Source organism: Cyclobacterium qasimii M12-11B (assembly GCF_000427295.1).
Taxonomy (GTDB): Bacteria; Bacteroidota; Bacteroidia; order Cytophagales; family Cyclobacteriaceae; genus Cyclobacterium; species Cyclobacterium qasimii.
Genome location: NZ_ATNM01000132.1, coordinates 15710 through 34841, shown reverse-complemented (window position 1 = coordinate 34841; position 19132 = coordinate 15710). Strand labels below are relative to the sequence as shown.

The window sequence follows — 19132 nt, the reverse complement described above, 5'->3', positions numbered from 1 at the left end:
ACACAATGCGTTAGGGGTTTTAAAAAAATATCTTTTCCAGGTGTCATGAAATAAAAAAAGCCGTATCCCAAGATAGCTTAACCATCTTGGGACACAGGCTTTTGGCTTAGTGGTTTATTTCTCTAATGCCTTGGTTAGCAAGGAAGCAGATGCATCATCCAGATAAATACTACAAGAAGCGTGCTCTTGCAAAATACTTGAAGGATTCATGTTGCTCACTTCGCCTTCTAAGCAATTCTTTACCGCGTTGGCTTTTCGATCATCCGGAACAGAACAAATGATATGTTCGGACTTCATGATTTGTTGGATAGACATACTGATGGCCTGACGGGGAACATCCTCTAGGGTTGCAAACCAACCTTCATTCATTTGTTGTTCTCTACATGGCACATCCAAATCCACAACCAAGTAAGGTTCTTTGGTATCAAAATCGGCAGGCGGGTCATTGAAGGCAAGGTGACCATTTTCGCCAATCCCTACAAAAGCCACATCAATGTCCTGACCTGAAATCAAAGCCTTTAGCCTTTCACATTCTTTTTCCGGATCATTTTCTCCATTGATATAATGTATTGCGCCCAATTTTTCTACTTTATCCACAAACCTTTCCTTAAGGTATTTTCGAAAGCTTGCAGGATGGGTGATTGGAATCCCAATGTATTCATCCAAATGAAAAACAGTCACTTTACTCCAATCGATAGCTTCATCTAAAAGCTGGGAAATAGTTTCGAACTGACTAGTGCCCGTTGCTAAAATTAAATTGGCTTTTCCTTTGCTCTTAATCGCCTCACGAATTAGTGGTGCTGCGGCCTCTCCTGCTAATTTACCAAGCCCCTTTGGATTGGTTGATTGAAATATTCTCATAATACTGATATTAAGGTTAAATAAAAGACATCTAAATAATTGCTAGAAAATTAATGCCTTAGCAATAGTTTATAAAGTGTGTATAAATCCGGTACCGTACCCTGACAATTTGGAACCACACCGGACGTTTAAGTAATTATACAATTAATAGCCTATTCACGAGAATTGATTTATGTTTCAATTTATTACCGCTCATCAATGTTTTCCGATATTAAATTGACACCTGCTAAACAGGTCATCATCCCTCTTAAATATTCATTTGAACCTAAGCGTTTTAAGTACGATCTACTCCAAACGGTTGTTAAAAAAGAATAGCTTTCTATCCTTTCTTGCAAATAGGCCTTTCTTATTTTCGTTCAAACTTCAAAATAAAACGCCTGCGAAATTACACAAACTCAATGGAAATAGCCCCATTCGAAGTTATAAAGCAGCCCTTGCCACGCGCAGTACATTTCCACTCAAAATTTTCTGGATATCTACGTCGCTGTAGCCCATCTGAACCATACCCACAGTAAACAAAGGCCAATTGGTCCAAGCCATACTTTGCGTCATCTCCTTGGTAGTGGTAAAGGCTTCTTTAGGCTCTGGCCACAATGCTTCCCATCTGTTCCTTCGTTTTCTATAAGCAGGCACCTTCTTATTTTCTTCAGGAGCATATTGTGAATTATGAGCCACATCCGTGCCAATAGCCACCCGATCACTGCCAAATTTTTTGACCATATAATCAATGTGCTTCATCATGGAGGCTATATCTCCTGAACCACCTAAAAACCAAGGAATACAACATATCCCCATGTATCCGTCTGTGTCTGCTATGGCTTTGATCACATTGTCTGGTTTGGCACGGTAATGTTCATACAATGAATTCACCGTACTGTGGCTGGCCACCATTGGTTTTGTGGAATGCTTGGCAGCATCCAGACTTGTTTGCCACCCCGAGTGAGCAATATCTACGATCACTCCTACTCGATTCATCTCTTCTACCACTGACCTTCCAAAATCACTTAAACCGCCATCTATTTGCTCACCACAACCATCACCAATCATATTTCGACGGTTATAGGTGAGGTGCATCATGCGAATACCCAATTGGTAAAACACCCTAATATAACGAAGCTCATCCGCTGTAGAAATCCAATCCTGAGGGAGAGGAACTCCATTTCCTGTAAAATAAAGGGAATGTTTGTTTTGCTGCTTGGCAAGCAAAATATCCTCAGGAGTAACGGCTTTTATTAAAGTATCCTTCATCCAGTCAGTAGCATAGGTAAACCTGGACAATCTTTTGAGTAGCCTTTCTATAGCACTTCCCTCTTCTCCTGAATTCTGAATAACACAAGTAACTCCCGAAGCCTTCCATGCATTGATAAACTCTTCCGTTTCGCGTTGTACTTCTACAAACCCCGTCATGGTCATGTCTTCCTGCATGTCCTGAAGCTCCAATGGAGAAGCACTGTCCTCCACCGCTGCTTTCATTCTTTCCCCGTCTACAGCTGCCCTCGGCATGAAACCATAACAATCTACAACTACAGAGTTGCGATGAAGTTCAAGCCCACGTTCCAATTGGCTTTTAGTGGGATTTAAAGCCTTCAGTGCTACCTGATAGGCCTCTTTCATTGCTGGTGTGATTTGAAAACGGGAAGGATCCTGCATAGGGCTAGCGGGAAAACTCCCCGGTTGCCCTGCCGCAAATCCTTCCAAAATCCCTAAACCGGTGACGGCCATTCCAGAAACCTTCAGGAATTTCCTTCTTTGATGATTCATGTGACTACAATTAGGCTTAAATCGATAATTTAATGGTGAGCGCTAAATTCACTGAACATTTATTGTTCTAAATCAAGCCTTTTTTGCTACTGGAACAAGGGAAGTGAGGTCTGAAATTTTGACTATTTTACCCGTTTCAATACTGTTACGTGCAGCGATACCTATCAATGCTGACATGGCCCCATCTCTTGAACCCGCTGATTGTTTGTAAAGATCTGGCGTATCAGGGTACCTGAATATTTTATCTTTTAACCTTGGATCTGACCCACCATGTCCTCCGGTCTCTGGAATTACCTTAATGTTTTTCACGTTACCAAAAAGATTCCTAATCGTAATCTCCTGATAAGGAGGTACACCTGTAGGCATAGAAGATTTTATCCATGCATCCAATCTACCTTTACTACCATTAATGGCCAATCTATATCCTTCGTAAGGTGAGCTAGCAGTCAAAGAATAACTTACTTTCACACCATTCGCATACTTGTATTGGACAGCCATGGTATCATAAATATCCACTTCTTTACGATAAATACAACCGTCACGTAGGTAGCCATCGTGTTTTTCATTGGCTACATATAGATCCATTGCACTTTGGCTTTGGGTAATGTCCCAATAAAAATTACAATTGGATTTATGTGGGCAAGGCCGGCAATTCGTGCTATGTATTTTACTGTTTTTTTGTCCGTAATAATCCAAAGAACCGTAAGCAAATACTTCCTCTGGCTCAGAATCCATCCAATAATTCAAGGCATCAAAATGATGGGTAGCTTTATGAACAAGCAAGGTACCTCCATGCTCTTTTTCACCATGCCAACGTCTGAAATAACTTGCTCCATGACTGGTATCCAGGTACCAGTTCAGATCTACTGATTTAATATCTCCTATTTCATTGTTCCTCAGCAATTCCCAAATTTGTTGTACATAAGCCGAGTAGCGCATGTTAAAGGTAACAATAACCTTATTTCCCGTTCTTTTTTCAGCATCAAAGATTTCCTGGCATTTGAACTCATCAGTAGTCATTGGTTTTTCTGAAATCACTCTCAAACCAGCTTCCAAGCCTTTGATGATGTACTCATGATGGGTTGCATCTGTGGTAGTAACAATCAACGTATCAGGCTTCGTTTCCTTCATCATCTTATCAAAATCCGTGTAAACTGGACAGTTGACTTTCATTTTTTCCTTGGCATAAGCCACCCTTCCAGGATTGACATCACAAAGTCCAACGAATTCCAAAATATCATTGTATTCTTCCTGAACTGGTTGACCCCACATACCTATTCCTCTGCCTCCGGTCCCTACCAACACTACACGGCTTTTTTGGCGCTTAAAACCATAACCAATTGAAGGTGCCAAAAGGCCAGTTGCTGCAAGTAACCCTGTATTTTGGATAAATTTTCTTCTGTTTATCGTTCCCATAATTTAATTGTATTAAGCTTCTATATTATTTTTTGGTGGGTATTAAAATTGAAATTTAACGCTTCCTTTTCCTTTTAAAGAAGACCTTATTGCAGTAAATTCACTTTGCAATTCTTTTTCCTGAGAAGGCAATAATGATTCTCCAGACATGGTTACCGGATGATCAAAAGTGATTTGTCGACCCGACAATCCCGCTGCCAGAGATACATCTCCCCATTGAAGGAATTTTGGAAGATGAATGGCCAGACTATAATAATCTACCCCTTCCCGATTATCAAAAAGATAACTTACAGGCGTATTTCTTAGGGTAAGCGAGCTAAATGTTTCCTCTTCAAGTGCTGCTAAATACAATCCTGCCAAGCCAGCTTCCTTGTCTCCGTCAAAAGCTAACATTTTCGGGGCATAGTTTTCTTTAATAAAACCAGAGACCATGTCTAATTCACCAACCCATTGCCCGAGCATGGTTTCTCCGAGCCATAATTTTGCTCTTGCTAAAGTGTGAAAAGGCGTTAGGTAGGCAACCAATTGATCCTCCTTGGAGGCGGCTTCACCGGTACCACTCAGTTCTACAATTACAACACCATGGCCCTTATTTATTAAATCATCAATTCTTGCTAGAGGAATTTCATGTTTCCCGTTTGATGTTGCGAGAAGGACATAGCCCAAAGCTGCCTTGCCAGGTTTTTTGACAAGAAGTGGTGTTAGCAAATTATCTGATGTTTCTAAGGCAATCCTTTCCCAACCGTCAACTGGAGAAAAGTTATTCACCTGGTTAATTTCCGGAAAACTTTTGATTTTAAGAAGCTCCTGTAGGTCCTCAGTCGCTTGTTGATTATCAATAGAAGTCTGACTCAAATAATCTTTTCTCAGCTCCTGCCCTTTCCTCCGGCAATATTCTGCTACGCCAATCACTTTAGGATCACGTTGGCCTTTTGGAAAGACCATCAGTTTTTCAACAGGAAGCACTTCAAAAGCAATTTCTTTTCGAGAGCTACCATCTCCAATTCCTCTCAAGTGGAGATCAAACCAGCCCAACATGGCTTCCCTGTCTTCTGGCCAATAGCCATGAACAAGGTCAAATAATTCATAATCAATGTTTTCTTCTACTCCGTATTGTTGGAAAATTGGTTTCGCATTGTGGTAACTTCTCAACATTTCTTCTGGAAAAAAAGTAGCGTTGCTGTCCTTGTTGTGATTACACATTTTCAAGGCCCTTGGTGCATACAGTGCCAAAATCCCGGAAGACTCAGTAAAGGAGAGCCCATTGGGAATCAATTCACAAACACAGTTGGAACCCATTACCGCTGATTCAAAAGTACCTACACTCACTACTGGCATGGCTGCTTTTACCCTTTCATCTATGGCAGCAAACCACATGGTCTGATTGCCTCCACCACTTGCTCCTGTAGCGCCAATGTTTTCAGCATCTACATAAGGCAATGTTAATAAAAGGTCCACTGCACGCATATTGTCTATCACCTGAACACCCAAAAGGGTTTCACCCACATTCATCAATGAAGCGCCTAAATTGGATCCATGGTATTCAAAATCCATGTGTTCTGTCGATCTTTCACCAGCACCAAAAGCATCCATGCTCAGGCATACATACCCGCTTTTTGCCAGGCTATGCGCTACTGATTGGATATTTTCTGCTGCTTTGCCTTCACTCCAATGCCCATGCATGTTGATCACTGCAGGAAAAGGGCCTTCGCCCTCAGGGATAAATAAGTTTGCAGTTGCATATACCCCCGGTTGTGTTTGGAAATAAATATTTTTTATGGAATAACCATCCATTTGAACCGTGCCAGTCACCTTCATGTCCAAGGCCAGGTCATGATCCACTTTAATACCACTGTTGAGAATCACTTCCCGATTTATTTCGGTTTTTCTCTTTTCCCAATCCTTCAAATTATCAGGCAACAGGTGAGTTGCATATTTTATTTGGGCTTGTTGTTTCATTCGACCCCCCAAAATATCTGCACTTTGAGCAGATAAAACAGAAGGCAAACTGTCCTGAGGGCTTGTATTTAAAACCATTCCTTCTTTAGATACAGCGGAATGAGGGCTTAAAAACTGAACTACAATAAAAAGACTTACTAATAGAAAATTTTTCATGGACTGGTCAAATTACATGTCATCTGCTGTATTTTTAAATTATAAATTAATCCCTGTGTTTCCACCATGTGTCAAGTTAATGTCCACTGGGGCATTGTGTTGCCATGAGCCTCCTGTAAAGTCAGGTACATCAATGGCACTAGAGCGATTGGCTACAGACCATTCACTTAATGGGAATACGGAACTCCAAAGTGCCGCATCATATACATCCTGCTCCAATGGCAAGCCATTTCTTAAGCAATCAATTAACCGCCAATCCATCAAGAAATCCATCCCTCCATGTCCGCCCACTTGCTTGGCTAATTCTCCAATTCTCTTTACAATTTCCGGTTGGTATTTTTGCTCCAGGGCTTTCATTTCTTCTTCAGGAAGCCAACCTTCATGACTTGTAGCGATACGCCCTGGCAATGGGTATTTCATTGCAACTCCTTTGGTGCCACTGACAAGATGGATCCTTGAATAAACCCTTGGTGAGGAGACATCGTGTTGAAGCATAATGGTACTTCCATTCTTGGTTTTCATGGTGGTCACATTCATGTTTCCTCTGAATGGTTTCCCCACAAATTCTTTGTAAACATCATCTTCTTTGGCCAGTTTTTCCGTCATCTCTCCCAGGACAAAATCCTTACTTGAAACTGAAACAAGAAAATCAATTTGATCACCTCTATTTACATTCATGGCTTGGCAAATGGGGCCAAAACCATGTGTAGGGTATAGATTCCCATTTCTACTGGCATTATGACGGAAACGCCACATATTCCATTTTTCTTTGCTGAAAATACTAGGGATAAAATCATGAATATAAGCCCCTTCACAATGAATAATATCACCAAAAAATCCTTGGCGGGCCATGTTTAAGGTCATCAATTCAAAGAAATCATAACAGGTATTTTCAAGCATCATACAATGCTTCTTTGTTCTCTCTGATGTCTCTACAAGCGCCCAGCATTCTTCCATAGAAATTGCTGCTGGAACTTCCACTGCTGCATGTTTATCACTTTCCATTGCATGAAGTGCTATCGGCGTATGAAGCTCCCATGGCGTAGTGACGTAAATTAAATCCAAGTCCTTACGCGCTACCAGTTTTTTCCATATTTGGGCATCTCCAGAATACAACTCCGGCGTATGGGATGTTTTGGCAAGCTTTTCTCTGGCTTGCACGGCTTTTTCTGGTCTTAAATCACACAAAGCCTTTATGTCTACTCCCTCAATTTTGCTTAGCCTGCGTACAGCAGCCGATCCTCTACTTCCTAACCCTACAACTCCAATTCTTACGGTATCAATTTTTGGCGCAGCATACCCAGACATATTAAATACCTGTTTGTGCTTTTTATTCGCCAGCATTTTTATTTTTTCGTAACCTATAGTTTCATCAGCACCAAAGGATGTCCCTGGAAACAAGGCCGATCCAGCCATTCCTAAACCTGAAATCCCGGATAATTTTAGAAAGTCTCTACGATTATTTTTCATACGACGAAATATTTAACACTCAATATATGAAAAAATGATGTACGTACCCTAAAAATTAACACGTACATCATTTTTTTTGAAATTAACACGTTTAAGGGGCTACATTATAGCCAGGATTTTGTTCAAGCAAACTATTCTTGTTGATTTCTGATTGTGGAATAGGAAGCAAATAATTGGCAGGGTTGAAATTTCCTGTTTTCCAAAAGGCAACTTCATACTCTTTTGTCCCATCGGCTTGTTTTCTGATGATCATTCGCGTGCGGTCTTTGTCTGCCACCTCTGGAAGAATTTTCCAACGGCGAATATCAAACCAGCGATGTTCTTCAAAGACCAACTCAATGCGTCTCTCATTTACAATTCTTTCAAAAAGCGCTTCTCCACTTTCCGTAATATCTGGCATGTCAACGCTAGGCCTTTTTCTTACCATATTGAGGTATTCTCTAGCGATGTCTTCGTTGCCTAGGAAATAATTGGCCTCAGCATAATTCAGCAAGATCTCTCCATACCTGGCAAATGCCCATGGTGTTTGAGACATGTTATTACCACTAGGGTTAACAATCCTTTCATTGGCAAACTTCAACTGGTAATAACCTGTTTGGGTAGCATTCCATGCTGAAACCGGGCCTTCATTTGAGTCCAATCCACCTGGAAAAAAAGTTTCTACTTCCCTGCCTTGAAAAGGTGCTCCATCATGTAAGATGGTTGCATAAAACCTTGGATCTCTGTTGGCATACGGATCACTTGGGTTATAATCTGGATCATCTTCAGGTTGAAGACCATTGGCTGTTTCGAAATCATCCACCAGATTATGAAGTGGGTGTACTTGTCCAAAACCGTTGTAGCCATTTGGATAAAGGCTTAGCTCAACATACACCCGTTCGCTACTGACAAACTGGTTGTAAGGACGTTGCCAAATCATTTCTGGATTGTAAATATTTTCTTCCAAAAACATGGTTCTATAATCATCAAAGAGGGAATATTGCCCCATGTCAATGATAGCTTTGGCTGCATCGGAAGCTTCTTGCCATTTAGTAGGATCCATTGTTGGATTGTTCAACTCACTGGCATAGTACAATGCTGCACGTGATTTGATTGCCATGGCTGCTCCTTTGGTTACCCTTCCCTGGTTGGCATTGTCATAAGTTGGAGGAAGTAAAGCAATGGCTTCATCTAATTCTGCAAAAACAAAATCCATCACTTCCTGGTAAGTATTTCGCTCTACTTTAAAATCATCCTCTAAGGTAAAGGTTTTGGTAAACAAAGGAACCCCACCAAATAAGCTGGCCAATTTGAAATAACTGTAGGCCCTGATGGCTTTCATTTCACCTATCATCCTATTTTTGGTGACCTCATCTATAGGCACCGCTCGTTCCCTATCAATGTTCTCAAAGAATATATTCGTACGATTGATTGGTTGCCAATAATTCAAATTTCTATCATTTGCCCCAGTCCAATAATCCACCTCTCTCAGGTCATCAGGATTAAGGTTACCTTCCCATACACCCCAGGCCCAGGAATTACTCCTCGCATTGATTTCGTCCGTAACAACAGAAAGTCCATACAAACTATAGCGCAAACCACTTGGTATAGTACGGTAGGCATTGCCAATGAAAGCCTCAATCAAAGATTGATCTGCCCACACTGCCTCGTCAGTAAACCTGTCTGCCGGTGTCACATCTAAAACCTCATCATCGCATGCTGTATTCAGTGAAACCACAACCAATAGCAGGGCGAAGATTCCGACTATTTTATTTATATACAAGTATTTATAGATCGTTTTCATAATATGGAATATTAAATTTTCACCAATTAATTAAAAGGACAAGTCTACACCCAAATTAAAAATTCGACTTTGAGGGTAGAATGAACCTCTTTCATTGTCTCCTTCAGGATCAAACCATTTGATTTCCGAAATGGTCAAAAGGTTATTTCCATTTAGGTAAACCCTTGCTGTAGACACCCCTAGTTTCTTGAGTATCGTCTCCGGAAGATTATAGCCTACCTGAAGCGTTTTGAACCTTAGGAAACTGGCATTTTGCAACCAAAATGTACTCTGTAGTCCACTTGGCTGTGTTCTTGTTTCTAAATCTGGTAGAATAGGGTATTTGGAGTCCATGCTTCCAGCGGTATACCTGTTTTCGATTAATTCAGCCAAACCATTCACCGCTATTCTCGCATTTTGGTGATAATATTGCCATGCCCCACCTTGTCCGGAAAAATTGGCAAACAAAGAAAACTGCCCATAATTTAGAGTTCCGTTAATACCAAAAGTGATCTGAGGAATATTGGATTTGTCCATCCTTACCATGTCCTGAGAACTGATAATTCCATCATTGTTTACATCTGTGTATTGCAAATGCCCTACAAGGGTACCTGGGTAAACAGGGTTGGAGTCTACCTCTTCCTGAGTTCTAAAAATACCTAGTGCTTCATAATAGAGTCCTGCACCCAGGATACTTCCTTCAGCTTTTTGGTAGTCAGGCACATCCTGCGCTTCCGAAATATCAATTATTTTATTTTTGTTAAAAGCGATGTTTCCACCTACGGTATAAGAAAAACCTCCAGGAGAAGATGCTTTACCACGATGGCTTAAAGCCAACTCAAGTCCTTTGTTTTCAACGATTCCTATGTTCTCATCAGGCAGTTGCAATCCTGTATAAAAAGGAACCTCAAGGTCTCTCTTTGTCAAAATATTGGTACGTCTTTGTTTGAAAGCCTCCAACGTAAAGCTAAGTCCTCCATTCCAAAACATCCCATCCAATCCAATATTGTAGGTAGTGGCTACTTCCCACGTTACATTTGGGTTTGGCGTAACACCTGGAACTACTCCTAGTTGAGAGGTGGTCGGCAATCCAAAATGATACCCATTCAAACCTAGGCTATAGGCTGGCATAAATTGAAAAGGACTAATTCTGTCATTCCCCATTTTACCAACAGAGGTCCTTAATTTCAAATCATTGATACCGGATACATCTTTTAGAAACTCTTCAGACAATACCCATGCAGCGGATACACCAGGGAAGAAACCAAATCGCTTTCCTTCAGGGAATACATAAGAGCCATCGTACCTGGCATTAAAATCGATAATGTATTTTTCCTGGTAGTTATAACTTAGTCTACCTAAAATACTCTGGCGGGAGGATTCTGAAGACACCCCATCATTTTGCTGGGTAGCAGGATCTCCTGCAAACAATTCTGACAAGGTTGGAGAAAGGTAATTTCTCCTAAATGCTTCATAATACGCATCCCCACCTTTGGTCTGTTCAGCTCCAATAAAGGAGTTGATATAATGATCGCCATATTGTCTTTCGTACTTAATTCTGAAATTCAGAAAAGTACTGCTAACACTTTGTGTAGATTGTGTTAATTCTGGTGCAGTGATCCTTCCACCCCGAAGAGGAATGTAAGCATCATTGGCCATGTCATAGTTATAAACGGTCCAGGGAGTTCTCCAATTTTTGTCCATTATGTCTTCATTGCTATAGACAAAATAACCATCCATACCCAATCCTTCTACCCATGGAGCCTTGACATTAAACCCTACTTTAGAAATAGCTCTTTTGGTTTTTGTATTGTGATCTCCTGAAGCAGAGGTGGTCATCACAGCAGGATTAAGGCCCTGCTCAATACCAGCTGATGGGTAACCATTTTGATAATAAACAGGCATCATTGGGATGGCATTTAACCAACCCCATGGATTTTCTGTTCCTGGTTGTGAGCGGTCATCCATGCCCAAGTTTAAATCAAGATTTACAGTGATGTATTCATTGACATCTGCATCAATGTTTGACCTGATTGTATAGCCCTTAAAATCGTGAACCCCTTCTTTAAAAATACTGTTTTGGTGGGAATAAGAGCCTGACATGGAATAGCGCACAGATTCGGAACCACCTCTTAAACTTAAATTGTGCATGCTTTGGAGCGAATAATCCTTCAGCACCTCATCGTACCAGTTGGTGTTGGAGTAATTCGGATCGGTTCCATTTCGGAACAATTCAATCTCAGCATCTGAGTAGCGCGGATCCTGCCCGTCTTTGACCATCATCTCATTGACATAACCTGCAAATAACGGAGAGCCCGCCAATTCAGGAAGTCGTGTTGGTTGGCTTATGCCCTGATTAAAAGTATAACTCAATGTTGGTTTACCTGCGGTACCTCTTTTGGTGGTAATGAGAATAACACCATTGGCAGCTCTGGCACCATAAATGGCTGCAGAAGCATCCTTCAAAACAGAAATGGATTCTATGTCATTAGGGTTGATTCTTTGCCAGCCTGGAGGGTTTTGAACCCCATCTACGACTACAAAGGGACTGTTGTCTCCTGTGGTATTGCTACCTCGGATCAATATCGTGGAGTTATCAGCTCCAGGTTCTCCAGATCTGTTCATGGCAACCAAACCAGGTAAAAGGCCTGACAAGGAGTTGGTCAAATTTACAGAAGGGTTACTGATTACCTGCTCACTTTCAACACTGGTAACAGAGCCTGTGAGTGTCGCTTTCTTTTGAGTTCCATACCCAATGACAACAAACTCATCCAAGTCTGCCGTTTCTTCTTCCAAAGTAACGTTTATCTGGCTTCTGTTTCCAATGGTTACTTCGCTGGTCAACATCCCCACAAAGGAAACGATTAACACCTGTGCATCTGTGCCTACACTGAGGCTATATTTTCCATCCATATCCGTGACAGTACCATTTGTAGTTCCCTTCACCAGAATGGTGGCTCCGGGAATTGACTGGCCATTTTGACCGGACACCGTACCGTTTAAGACCCTAGCCCCTTGGGCAAAAGCATTTCCAAAATTCATCCCTCCCAGCAGAACAAGAAGGAGTATTAAATAACGAGTAGATTTTTTCATAGAGCGACAGCATTGAGTTAAACCTTATTTTACACAAACTTTAAGTTCAATTTAACCAATAAACAAACTACTCAAATTGAAATAGTGAAATTTAATAGCGATAACGTTATCGAAAACACAAATAATCAACTTATACAAAAAGAAATACAGCTAATGTGTAAATAAAAACACGTAAATAAGTGAATTTGGAATACCTGAGAAACAGGCGTTTGTTACGCAGAAAAACAAGTATAGAACAATGATTGCGTTTAAAAGGCCTGCTACTTATTGAGACAAAAGTAAGGATGAAGACTATTTCTCAATATCCTCCTACTTTTAGTTGGTGATAATTGAGTACCTACCGTTTTCTTCGGCATTATCACCGGTGACTGAGCCTGTCGAAGCCAGCAGAGTCGAAGTGAAACGGGGAACTCTCAACCTATTTATGAGATGGAGCGATTTGGCCCAAACGAAAGTTGAAAACTTTCGGCATTTTAGGTCTAAGTTACGCTTTGCTAAACTTAGACTAGATGAGAACCATTCCGGAACCAAAGGGGAATATCCCTGATAATTGTTTTGGAAGTTTTAGTGTTAATTTGCTATTTACTACTTAAAGAACTTTTTCCATTATAATTGAAATTTTTCAACATGAGGCAACTGATTACCATTATCACTTTGAGCCTATTTGTAGCTGCTTTTTTCGACTTTAACAGCAGAGACAACGAGAACATTAAAGAACTAACTATTTCTATATCAGCTCCAGCAAATCTCCATCCAGTAATCGATACGATTGTTTTTTCAAAAGTGGAAAAAACAACAGGAAGCTATCCATGGAAGTATGAATGGAACAAATTTATCTCTAGTGAAATTATTCGCCACAAAGAGGTTTTCATAGACAATGACTCGATTTACAAGCAGGATTTAGTAAGGCTTTGCCCCTCCTACTACAATGCTTCTGAGAACGAAAAAGTCGCCTTGTGGACTTTGCTTATTGCATCAATGGCCAAGTTTGAATCAAATTTCAACCCTAACACCCGCTACCAGGAACCAGCTCCACTGAATGTATTTAGCGAAGGCTTACTGCAACTCAGTTATGGAGATGAAACACGTTACGAGGATGTTCCACTCGACCCGGGAAAACAAAATATCCTGATCCCGGAGGCCAATCTAAAAACAGGGGTAGCCATATTTGCCAAGCAACTAGAAATAAGAAAATCGATTTTTACAAACCAGCATTTTATTGGTCCGTATTAACCAATAAGCAAAATGAAATAATTCAATTCTTTCAAATTAATGCAGAGGAATTGAATGTATGTAATTAGTGATTTTTGTAAGTTGAAATGGGAATGGGGCCACTTCGACAAGCTCAGTAACCTGACGTACCCCGAAAGCATGGAGTAAAATTTGAAGAGATGTTTTTATTTGGCAATGGGCTATTTAATAAAACCCTTTTATTCTCTAGATTTTGGCTAAAGCCGGATCCTACGATTTCACCTTATAAATGGGCTGAAGCCCATTCCTATTGAATTGTTTTCTTTGATCAATTAAGCCAGGCTAATTCGGGTAAAGATATTCTGAGTCCAGTTTTCAATAGCCCCTAGCTTTAGCTGGGGGATCTCAGCGGTTTACACCATCTATGGCTTTAGCCAAACCTTGGTCCCAAGATGCTCTAAACCTATTTAAGCAATGTCTGCAACTTTGGTCTGTTTCATGAAAGTTGAAAACTTTCGGCATTTTGGGTCTAAGTTACGCTTTGCTAAACTTAGACCAGATCTGGACCAGATTAGGAAGAATACAAAAAAGTTCACCGTCTATCCTTTCAAATACTGGATAGGCGGTAAACTTCTTAATTTATCTTATTTGGTAAGGTAATAGAGCACCTTATATTTTGCAAAAATGTAGAAAAACCACAAGGGAATTAGCTCCAGTTAAGTACCTTCTCAGCATTGGTGCGGTACAATTTTTTCAATACATCGTCTGGAAGCTCTAAGCCATAATACCTCCACCATACTCTACCTGGCATGTGTTCATCCCCACTTTCCAACAAACGCCACCATGCCTGATACATCTCCTTGTCCAATCCCATATCGGTACCAAACAATATCCTGTCACTGTATTTGGTTATAAATTTTGCGGATGCTCTTGGTTGCCTTCCGATTTCGTAATCTCTCGCTGAGATGTCCAGGTAAAAATTATCAAAATCATCTAACATGGCTCCTAGTCGCTTTAAGTCATTGCCCAAATTTGCCAAGTGACAAGCGATAAAGGTGGTTTCAGGATGCTTAACCAATAACTTAGGAAGGTAAGTTACCAATTGGTCGTAGGTCAAACCATCTGTACCATATTTATTGAACTGTTGAAATATAGGCGTCCTTTCCTGGTAAACATCAGGTGGTGTCCAGGCCGAAGGGTGATCTGACTGGTGTACGTTAACAGGTATATTCAATTCTCCACATTTCGCCCAGAATGGATCCAATCTATCATCATCGATGTGCATTCTTTCTTCAGGCTTCAAAGACTGGTCACGAGAGACACCAAAACCTTTGTCTGTCACTTCTCCTACTCCTCTAGCACCTAATTTATAACAACGTTCCAACTCCTTTACTGCTCTTTCAGGATAATCCGGCTTATCAATCCCTTCCATTTCAATGCCACAAAAAAGCTGGAACCTATCTGCATAATCGGTCAAATAATAATCAACCATCTTGTCAAATTCTTTCCCGGTAGCCACAGTAAGTACAACTGATTTTTCAATCCCTACTTCATCCATTGTCTTCACCCAATCCTTTATAACCTGCTTGGGATTTCCCCCTGCTTCAATTTCGGTATAATGGTGAACGTGTGCATCAATTGCGGAGAATTTGGCTTTAGGGATAAAGGTTTCATCAGCAATTATGGTGGATTTTGGCGCATAATCCTTTACCAAAACTCCATCCATAGGGCCTGGACCTACTGGCACTCCTGGCCCACTCCACGCTCCATACTTCACTTTTAGCCATTCAGGATCAGAGGTCCATTCTTTAGACAGAGGTGTTTCTATAACTTCTTGTTTCTTTGGCCCACAACCCTGAACATAACTCATTCCGGAGGCACCAAGACCTAATAAACTTGCCTTTTTTAAAAAACCTCTTCTGTTATTTTTCATTTTATTAATCTTTTAGAATACATCTTAATACCTGCGACTTACCCTTCTATATTAATTAAAATACGGGTAAAAAGGAAACTATAAACTTTAAATCCAATTAAAAACTTTATCTGTGGCAAGTCTTTCAACAGACCTGACAATGTTCGTTTTAAATAAATTCGGCAACTGCAAAATAGGCGGTCAGCAAACTAAATAGAATAACTGCTATCAATCCAATATTTTCTTTCAAGCCAGCGACATGTGTTTTCATTACTGTCTTATTATTGATCAATAGAAAAACAGGAATAGCTACTGCTGGGAGAATGAAAGCCTGAAATGCCTGGGAAAAAACCATGATCATAGGCGGTCTGGCGTCCAGAAATTGCATTCCAAACCCAAACAAAATACCTATAAATGCCAACCACCTGTACATAGGAGATTTGATGTTTCTAGGTTTCCCTGTAAAATCACTTATTAACCATGGTGCAATCAAGATAATAGGAAAAACAGTTGATATACCTGCTCCAACAATTCCCAGAATCAAAATAAAGGCCGCTAACTCACCACCAATTGGCTCAAACAACTTGATCATTTCTACGGTATTTTCTAGCTTCAGCCCCATAACATGCAAGGTTCCGGCAGCTACAGCCATAATGATAACACTTAGTACAAACATCATTGTAGCAGACACCATTGAGTCCTTTTTTTCATTTTTGAGGTCTTTAATCCCCCATCCCTTTTCGGCTACAACCGTACTTCTAATAATAAATACAGCTGCAGAACAGGTGGTACCTGCTATGGCCGCAATCAATCTCAAAACGCCAGGTTCATTAGGAATAGAAGGAGCCATCCCTGAGATAATGGTCGAAAAATCAGGTTTCAACATGATGAAGACCACCACAAATGAGATCACCATCAAGGCCACAAAAAAGACCAATACTTTCTCGAAAATCAGGTAATTACCAAACCAGAAGAGCAAATACAAGGCAACCACCAACACTGATGTGATCCATAAAGTACTAAAGCCTTCCCCTCCAAATAGCAACCTGGATCCTTCTTGAATAAGATCAGCGATGATTCCAAAAATACCCATCAAGGCCATAATCTCCCCAATAACCAAGGCAATAATAATATAGACAGCCAGCGCAGTGCCGTATTTTAACTTGTGCTTAATATTGAACAAGGCCGTGTTCCCGGTAACCAATGTCGTTTTACCGTAAGCCACCATCAGTACATAAGTAAATATGCAGGATAGCACCAAAGCCCAGGTCAGCATCATACCGTATTCGGCACCTACTTTGGCCATTGTGGTAATACTACCTGTTCCAATATTATAACCAATCAGGAATAACCCAGGACCTATTAGGCTGATGGCAAAAATAATCTTCTTAAAGAAAACGTTGTCTTTCATAAATGAATTAATAGTAGGGTGTTTTGTTAATTTAATTTTAAAAACCTTAAGATAATAAAAAAAGCATGGCTACTTTAGCCACTTATCAAACCAATCAAATGCATCTTCCTGCATTTTTTTATTGAATTGATGTCCTCCAGGGTAAAAGGTACAGTTGTATTTATCCCCAGCTCCAGCTTTGTCAAAAACGGCTGAAAGTATTTTATCTGCTTCTTGCATCTCATCGAGTGAGTACAATCCATCTTCAATGGAGTTGAGTACCATGGTAGGTAATGGAACTCTCAATCCTAGAATTTCAGGAAAATCAAGTGCTGGAGGCAAGCCTGGAGCAAATGTCATCCATGTATGTGTAAAAGATTTATGAAGGACTAAATCTTTCCATGTGGTCATAAAGCCCACACATACGGCACATTTTATCCGCGGATCAAGACCTCCTGCAAAGACGGTTCGCATCCCTCCACCGGAAAGCCCACCACAGCCAATATTATCAGCCTGTACGTCCTCCCTGTTACATAAAATATCCAATGCCTTTTGGTCCTCAGCAAGAAAAACCCCTGGCCAACTTGTCCCAGCACTAAAAAGCGACTTGGCCATTGTATCTTCTTGTCCTTTTGCCCAATCGTTATAAGCTTTTGCATTCTCCGGCAAATCAGGATTATCATCATTCAATCCCTGCCTAAGATTTTCAGGGACATCCTTGAGCAAAACCCTCCTACTGGCAAATGTAAACGCATCAGGCACAAGCACTACATAACCTCTCTTGGCCACCTCATTGGCCCAGGCCAATTCTTCGTAGTACATCTTTTGGTGATCCACCATCATAGGGTGTCTCTCATCACTCGTTCGGGTGATTTTTCTTTTGCCAAAATATTTCCAGCCTCCGTGGTCGTGAAAAGCAATTACCCCGGGCAACTTACCCTTTGCATTGGCAGGCTTCAACACAATGCCTTCAGACCTACCCCCCGTTGGAAGTTTCCAGCTTATTTCTTCTATTAAAAGCCCATCATAAGCGTATTGCTTGTCTATCGTAAACTTTGGCGTGCCACCTAGATCAGGGGCTGCTAGCTTATCTTTGGTGATCTTTAATGCTTTATTTTTCCAATCCTCAATATCTTTCCATTTGTCCCTTCTATAGGAGTGACTGGGTAACTTACCTTCTAATAAACCATTGGCCCATTTCCCATAATTACCAATAATGCTCTTTCCTGTTTCGCTAAAACCCGAAACCTGTGAATCATATTTGGCCCCGAATTCACCCAAAACAGGACTACTCTCGGTATGGCCAAATGCCTTGAATCGATTCACTAAACCCAGGCTTAGGATCCCTGTTAATTTTAAAAATAACCTTCTGGTATTTTTCATTTATTGTGTATTTAAAAGGGAACAGGCTATATCGTTTTAATTAAGCTATTTGATCGTTTATATTGTTCCAATAAATCAAAAACATTAATTGGATAGGCTCTAGAGGGATATTCACTAGGTCCAAATATACAATAGGGCAATCTCGTTGTATCCCATATTTCCCCACTGAATTGGTTCAAATAATTGATCTAATTCATCAAGCAAAATTGTAAGGAGCCAATGGCTCAAAATCAATCAATAGACTATTTATCCAATCTAAATTTTAAATAAAAGTAACTATCAGAAAATAATTACGGAAACGTTCTCGAATTTGCAAATAATAAATGGCTTTACAATCTGAAAATCAGCACTTAGAGATATTGATGGTAGAAAAACAGTATAAATTCATGAATTGGAGAACCTGAAACACATGAGCAAATGCCAAAACAGAAATGTTTATTCTGAATAGGGAAATTGTATTAGAGAATGAAAATCGCCTATATTTAAGGATCAACATTTAATTAAACGCCTAATTTTAGGTTAATATTCAATTAAAATAACCTTATTTCAATAACATCCGTATTAGCAACTGAGTGTGATCGCTAGAGATAATTTTATTTTATTTACATAAAAACTTATAATTAGACAATTTCAATATTTTTTTATATCTTGATTAAGAATAATCTCATGATTCAACCTTACAACCATATCGCCTATTCAAACAATACACTTCAAGTGGTATTGAAGGTGACTTTGATTGTACTCACTCACAATAAAGCCTTTATCAAATCACCCTCTA

Annotated in this window: 11 protein-coding genes; 1 reads left to right on the top strand and 10 read right to left on the bottom strand. The window is 40.2% G+C overall.

Annotated elements, in window-relative coordinates:
• Positions 1 to 114: 114 nt before the first annotated feature.
• From ADICYQ_RS15695 to ADICYQ_RS15665, 7 genes are all read right to left on the bottom strand, one after another.
• Positions 115 to 861 carry a glucosamine-6-phosphate deaminase gene (locus tag ADICYQ_RS15695; protein ID WP_020892991.1) on the bottom strand — a complete coding sequence of 249 codons (747 nt, stop codon included), beginning with the start codon at positions 859 to 861 and terminating at the stop codon, positions 115 to 117.
• A gap of 420 nt (positions 862 to 1281) precedes the next feature.
• Positions 1282 to 2622 carry a dipeptidase gene (locus ADICYQ_RS15690; RefSeq protein WP_020892989.1) on the bottom strand — a complete coding sequence of 447 codons (1341 nt, stop codon included), beginning with the start codon at positions 2620 to 2622 and terminating at the stop codon, positions 1282 to 1284.
• Positions 2623 to 2694: 72 nt separating this feature from the next.
• Positions 2695 to 4038, bottom strand: coding sequence for a Gfo/Idh/MocA family protein (locus tag ADICYQ_RS15685; RefSeq protein ID WP_020892988.1), 1344 nt, complete (start codon positions 4036 to 4038; stop codon positions 2695 to 2697).
• A 42-nt stretch (positions 4039 to 4080) separates the two neighbouring features.
• On the bottom strand, positions 4081 to 6153 hold the full coding sequence (locus ADICYQ_RS15680) for a dienelactone hydrolase family protein (protein WP_020892987.1): 2073 nt from the start codon (positions 6151 to 6153) through the stop codon (positions 4081 to 4083).
• A 39-nt stretch (positions 6154 to 6192) separates the two neighbouring features.
• On the bottom strand, positions 6193 to 7623 hold the full coding sequence (locus tag ADICYQ_RS15675) for a Gfo/Idh/MocA family oxidoreductase (protein WP_020892986.1): 1431 nt from the start codon (positions 7621 to 7623) through the stop codon (positions 6193 to 6195).
• A 91-nt stretch (positions 7624 to 7714) separates the two neighbouring features.
• Complete coding sequence (locus ADICYQ_RS15670; RefSeq protein WP_020892985.1) at positions 7715 to 9406, bottom strand: RagB/SusD family nutrient uptake outer membrane protein; 1692 nt, start codon at positions 9404 to 9406, stop codon at positions 7715 to 7717.
• A 30-nt stretch (positions 9407 to 9436) separates the two neighbouring features.
• A complete protein-coding gene (locus ADICYQ_RS15665) occupies positions 9437 to 12478 on the bottom strand; it encodes a SusC/RagA family TonB-linked outer membrane protein (protein ID WP_020892984.1) in 3042 nt (1013 codons plus the stop codon).
• Positions 12479 to 13105: 627 nt separating this feature from the next.
• On the opposite strand from ADICYQ_RS15665, the gene ADICYQ_RS15660 reads away from it, so the two are divergent.
• A complete protein-coding gene (locus tag ADICYQ_RS15660) occupies positions 13106 to 13711 on the top strand; it encodes a hypothetical protein (protein ID WP_020892983.1) in 606 nt (201 codons plus the stop codon).
• A 664-nt stretch (positions 13712 to 14375) separates the two neighbouring features.
• On the opposite strand, the gene ADICYQ_RS15655 is transcribed toward ADICYQ_RS15660, so the two are convergent.
• From ADICYQ_RS15655 to ADICYQ_RS15645, 3 genes are all read right to left on the bottom strand, one after another.
• Positions 14376 to 15602: an amidohydrolase family protein gene (locus tag ADICYQ_RS15655; RefSeq protein ID WP_020892980.1), complete on the bottom strand. Its 1227-nt coding sequence runs from the start codon at positions 15600 to 15602 to the stop codon at positions 14376 to 14378.
• 148 nt (positions 15603 to 15750) lie between these two features.
• The gene (locus ADICYQ_RS15650; RefSeq protein ID WP_020892979.1) at positions 15751 to 16992 is read right to left on the bottom strand and encodes an Nramp family divalent metal transporter; all 1242 of its coding nucleotides are present in this window, start codon (positions 16990 to 16992) and stop codon (positions 15751 to 15753) included.
• A 69-nt stretch (positions 16993 to 17061) separates the two neighbouring features.
• Positions 17062 to 18354, bottom strand: coding sequence for a dienelactone hydrolase family protein (locus ADICYQ_RS15645; protein ID WP_020892978.1), 1293 nt, complete (start codon positions 18352 to 18354; stop codon positions 17062 to 17064).
• Positions 18355 to 19132 lie beyond the last annotated feature (778 nt).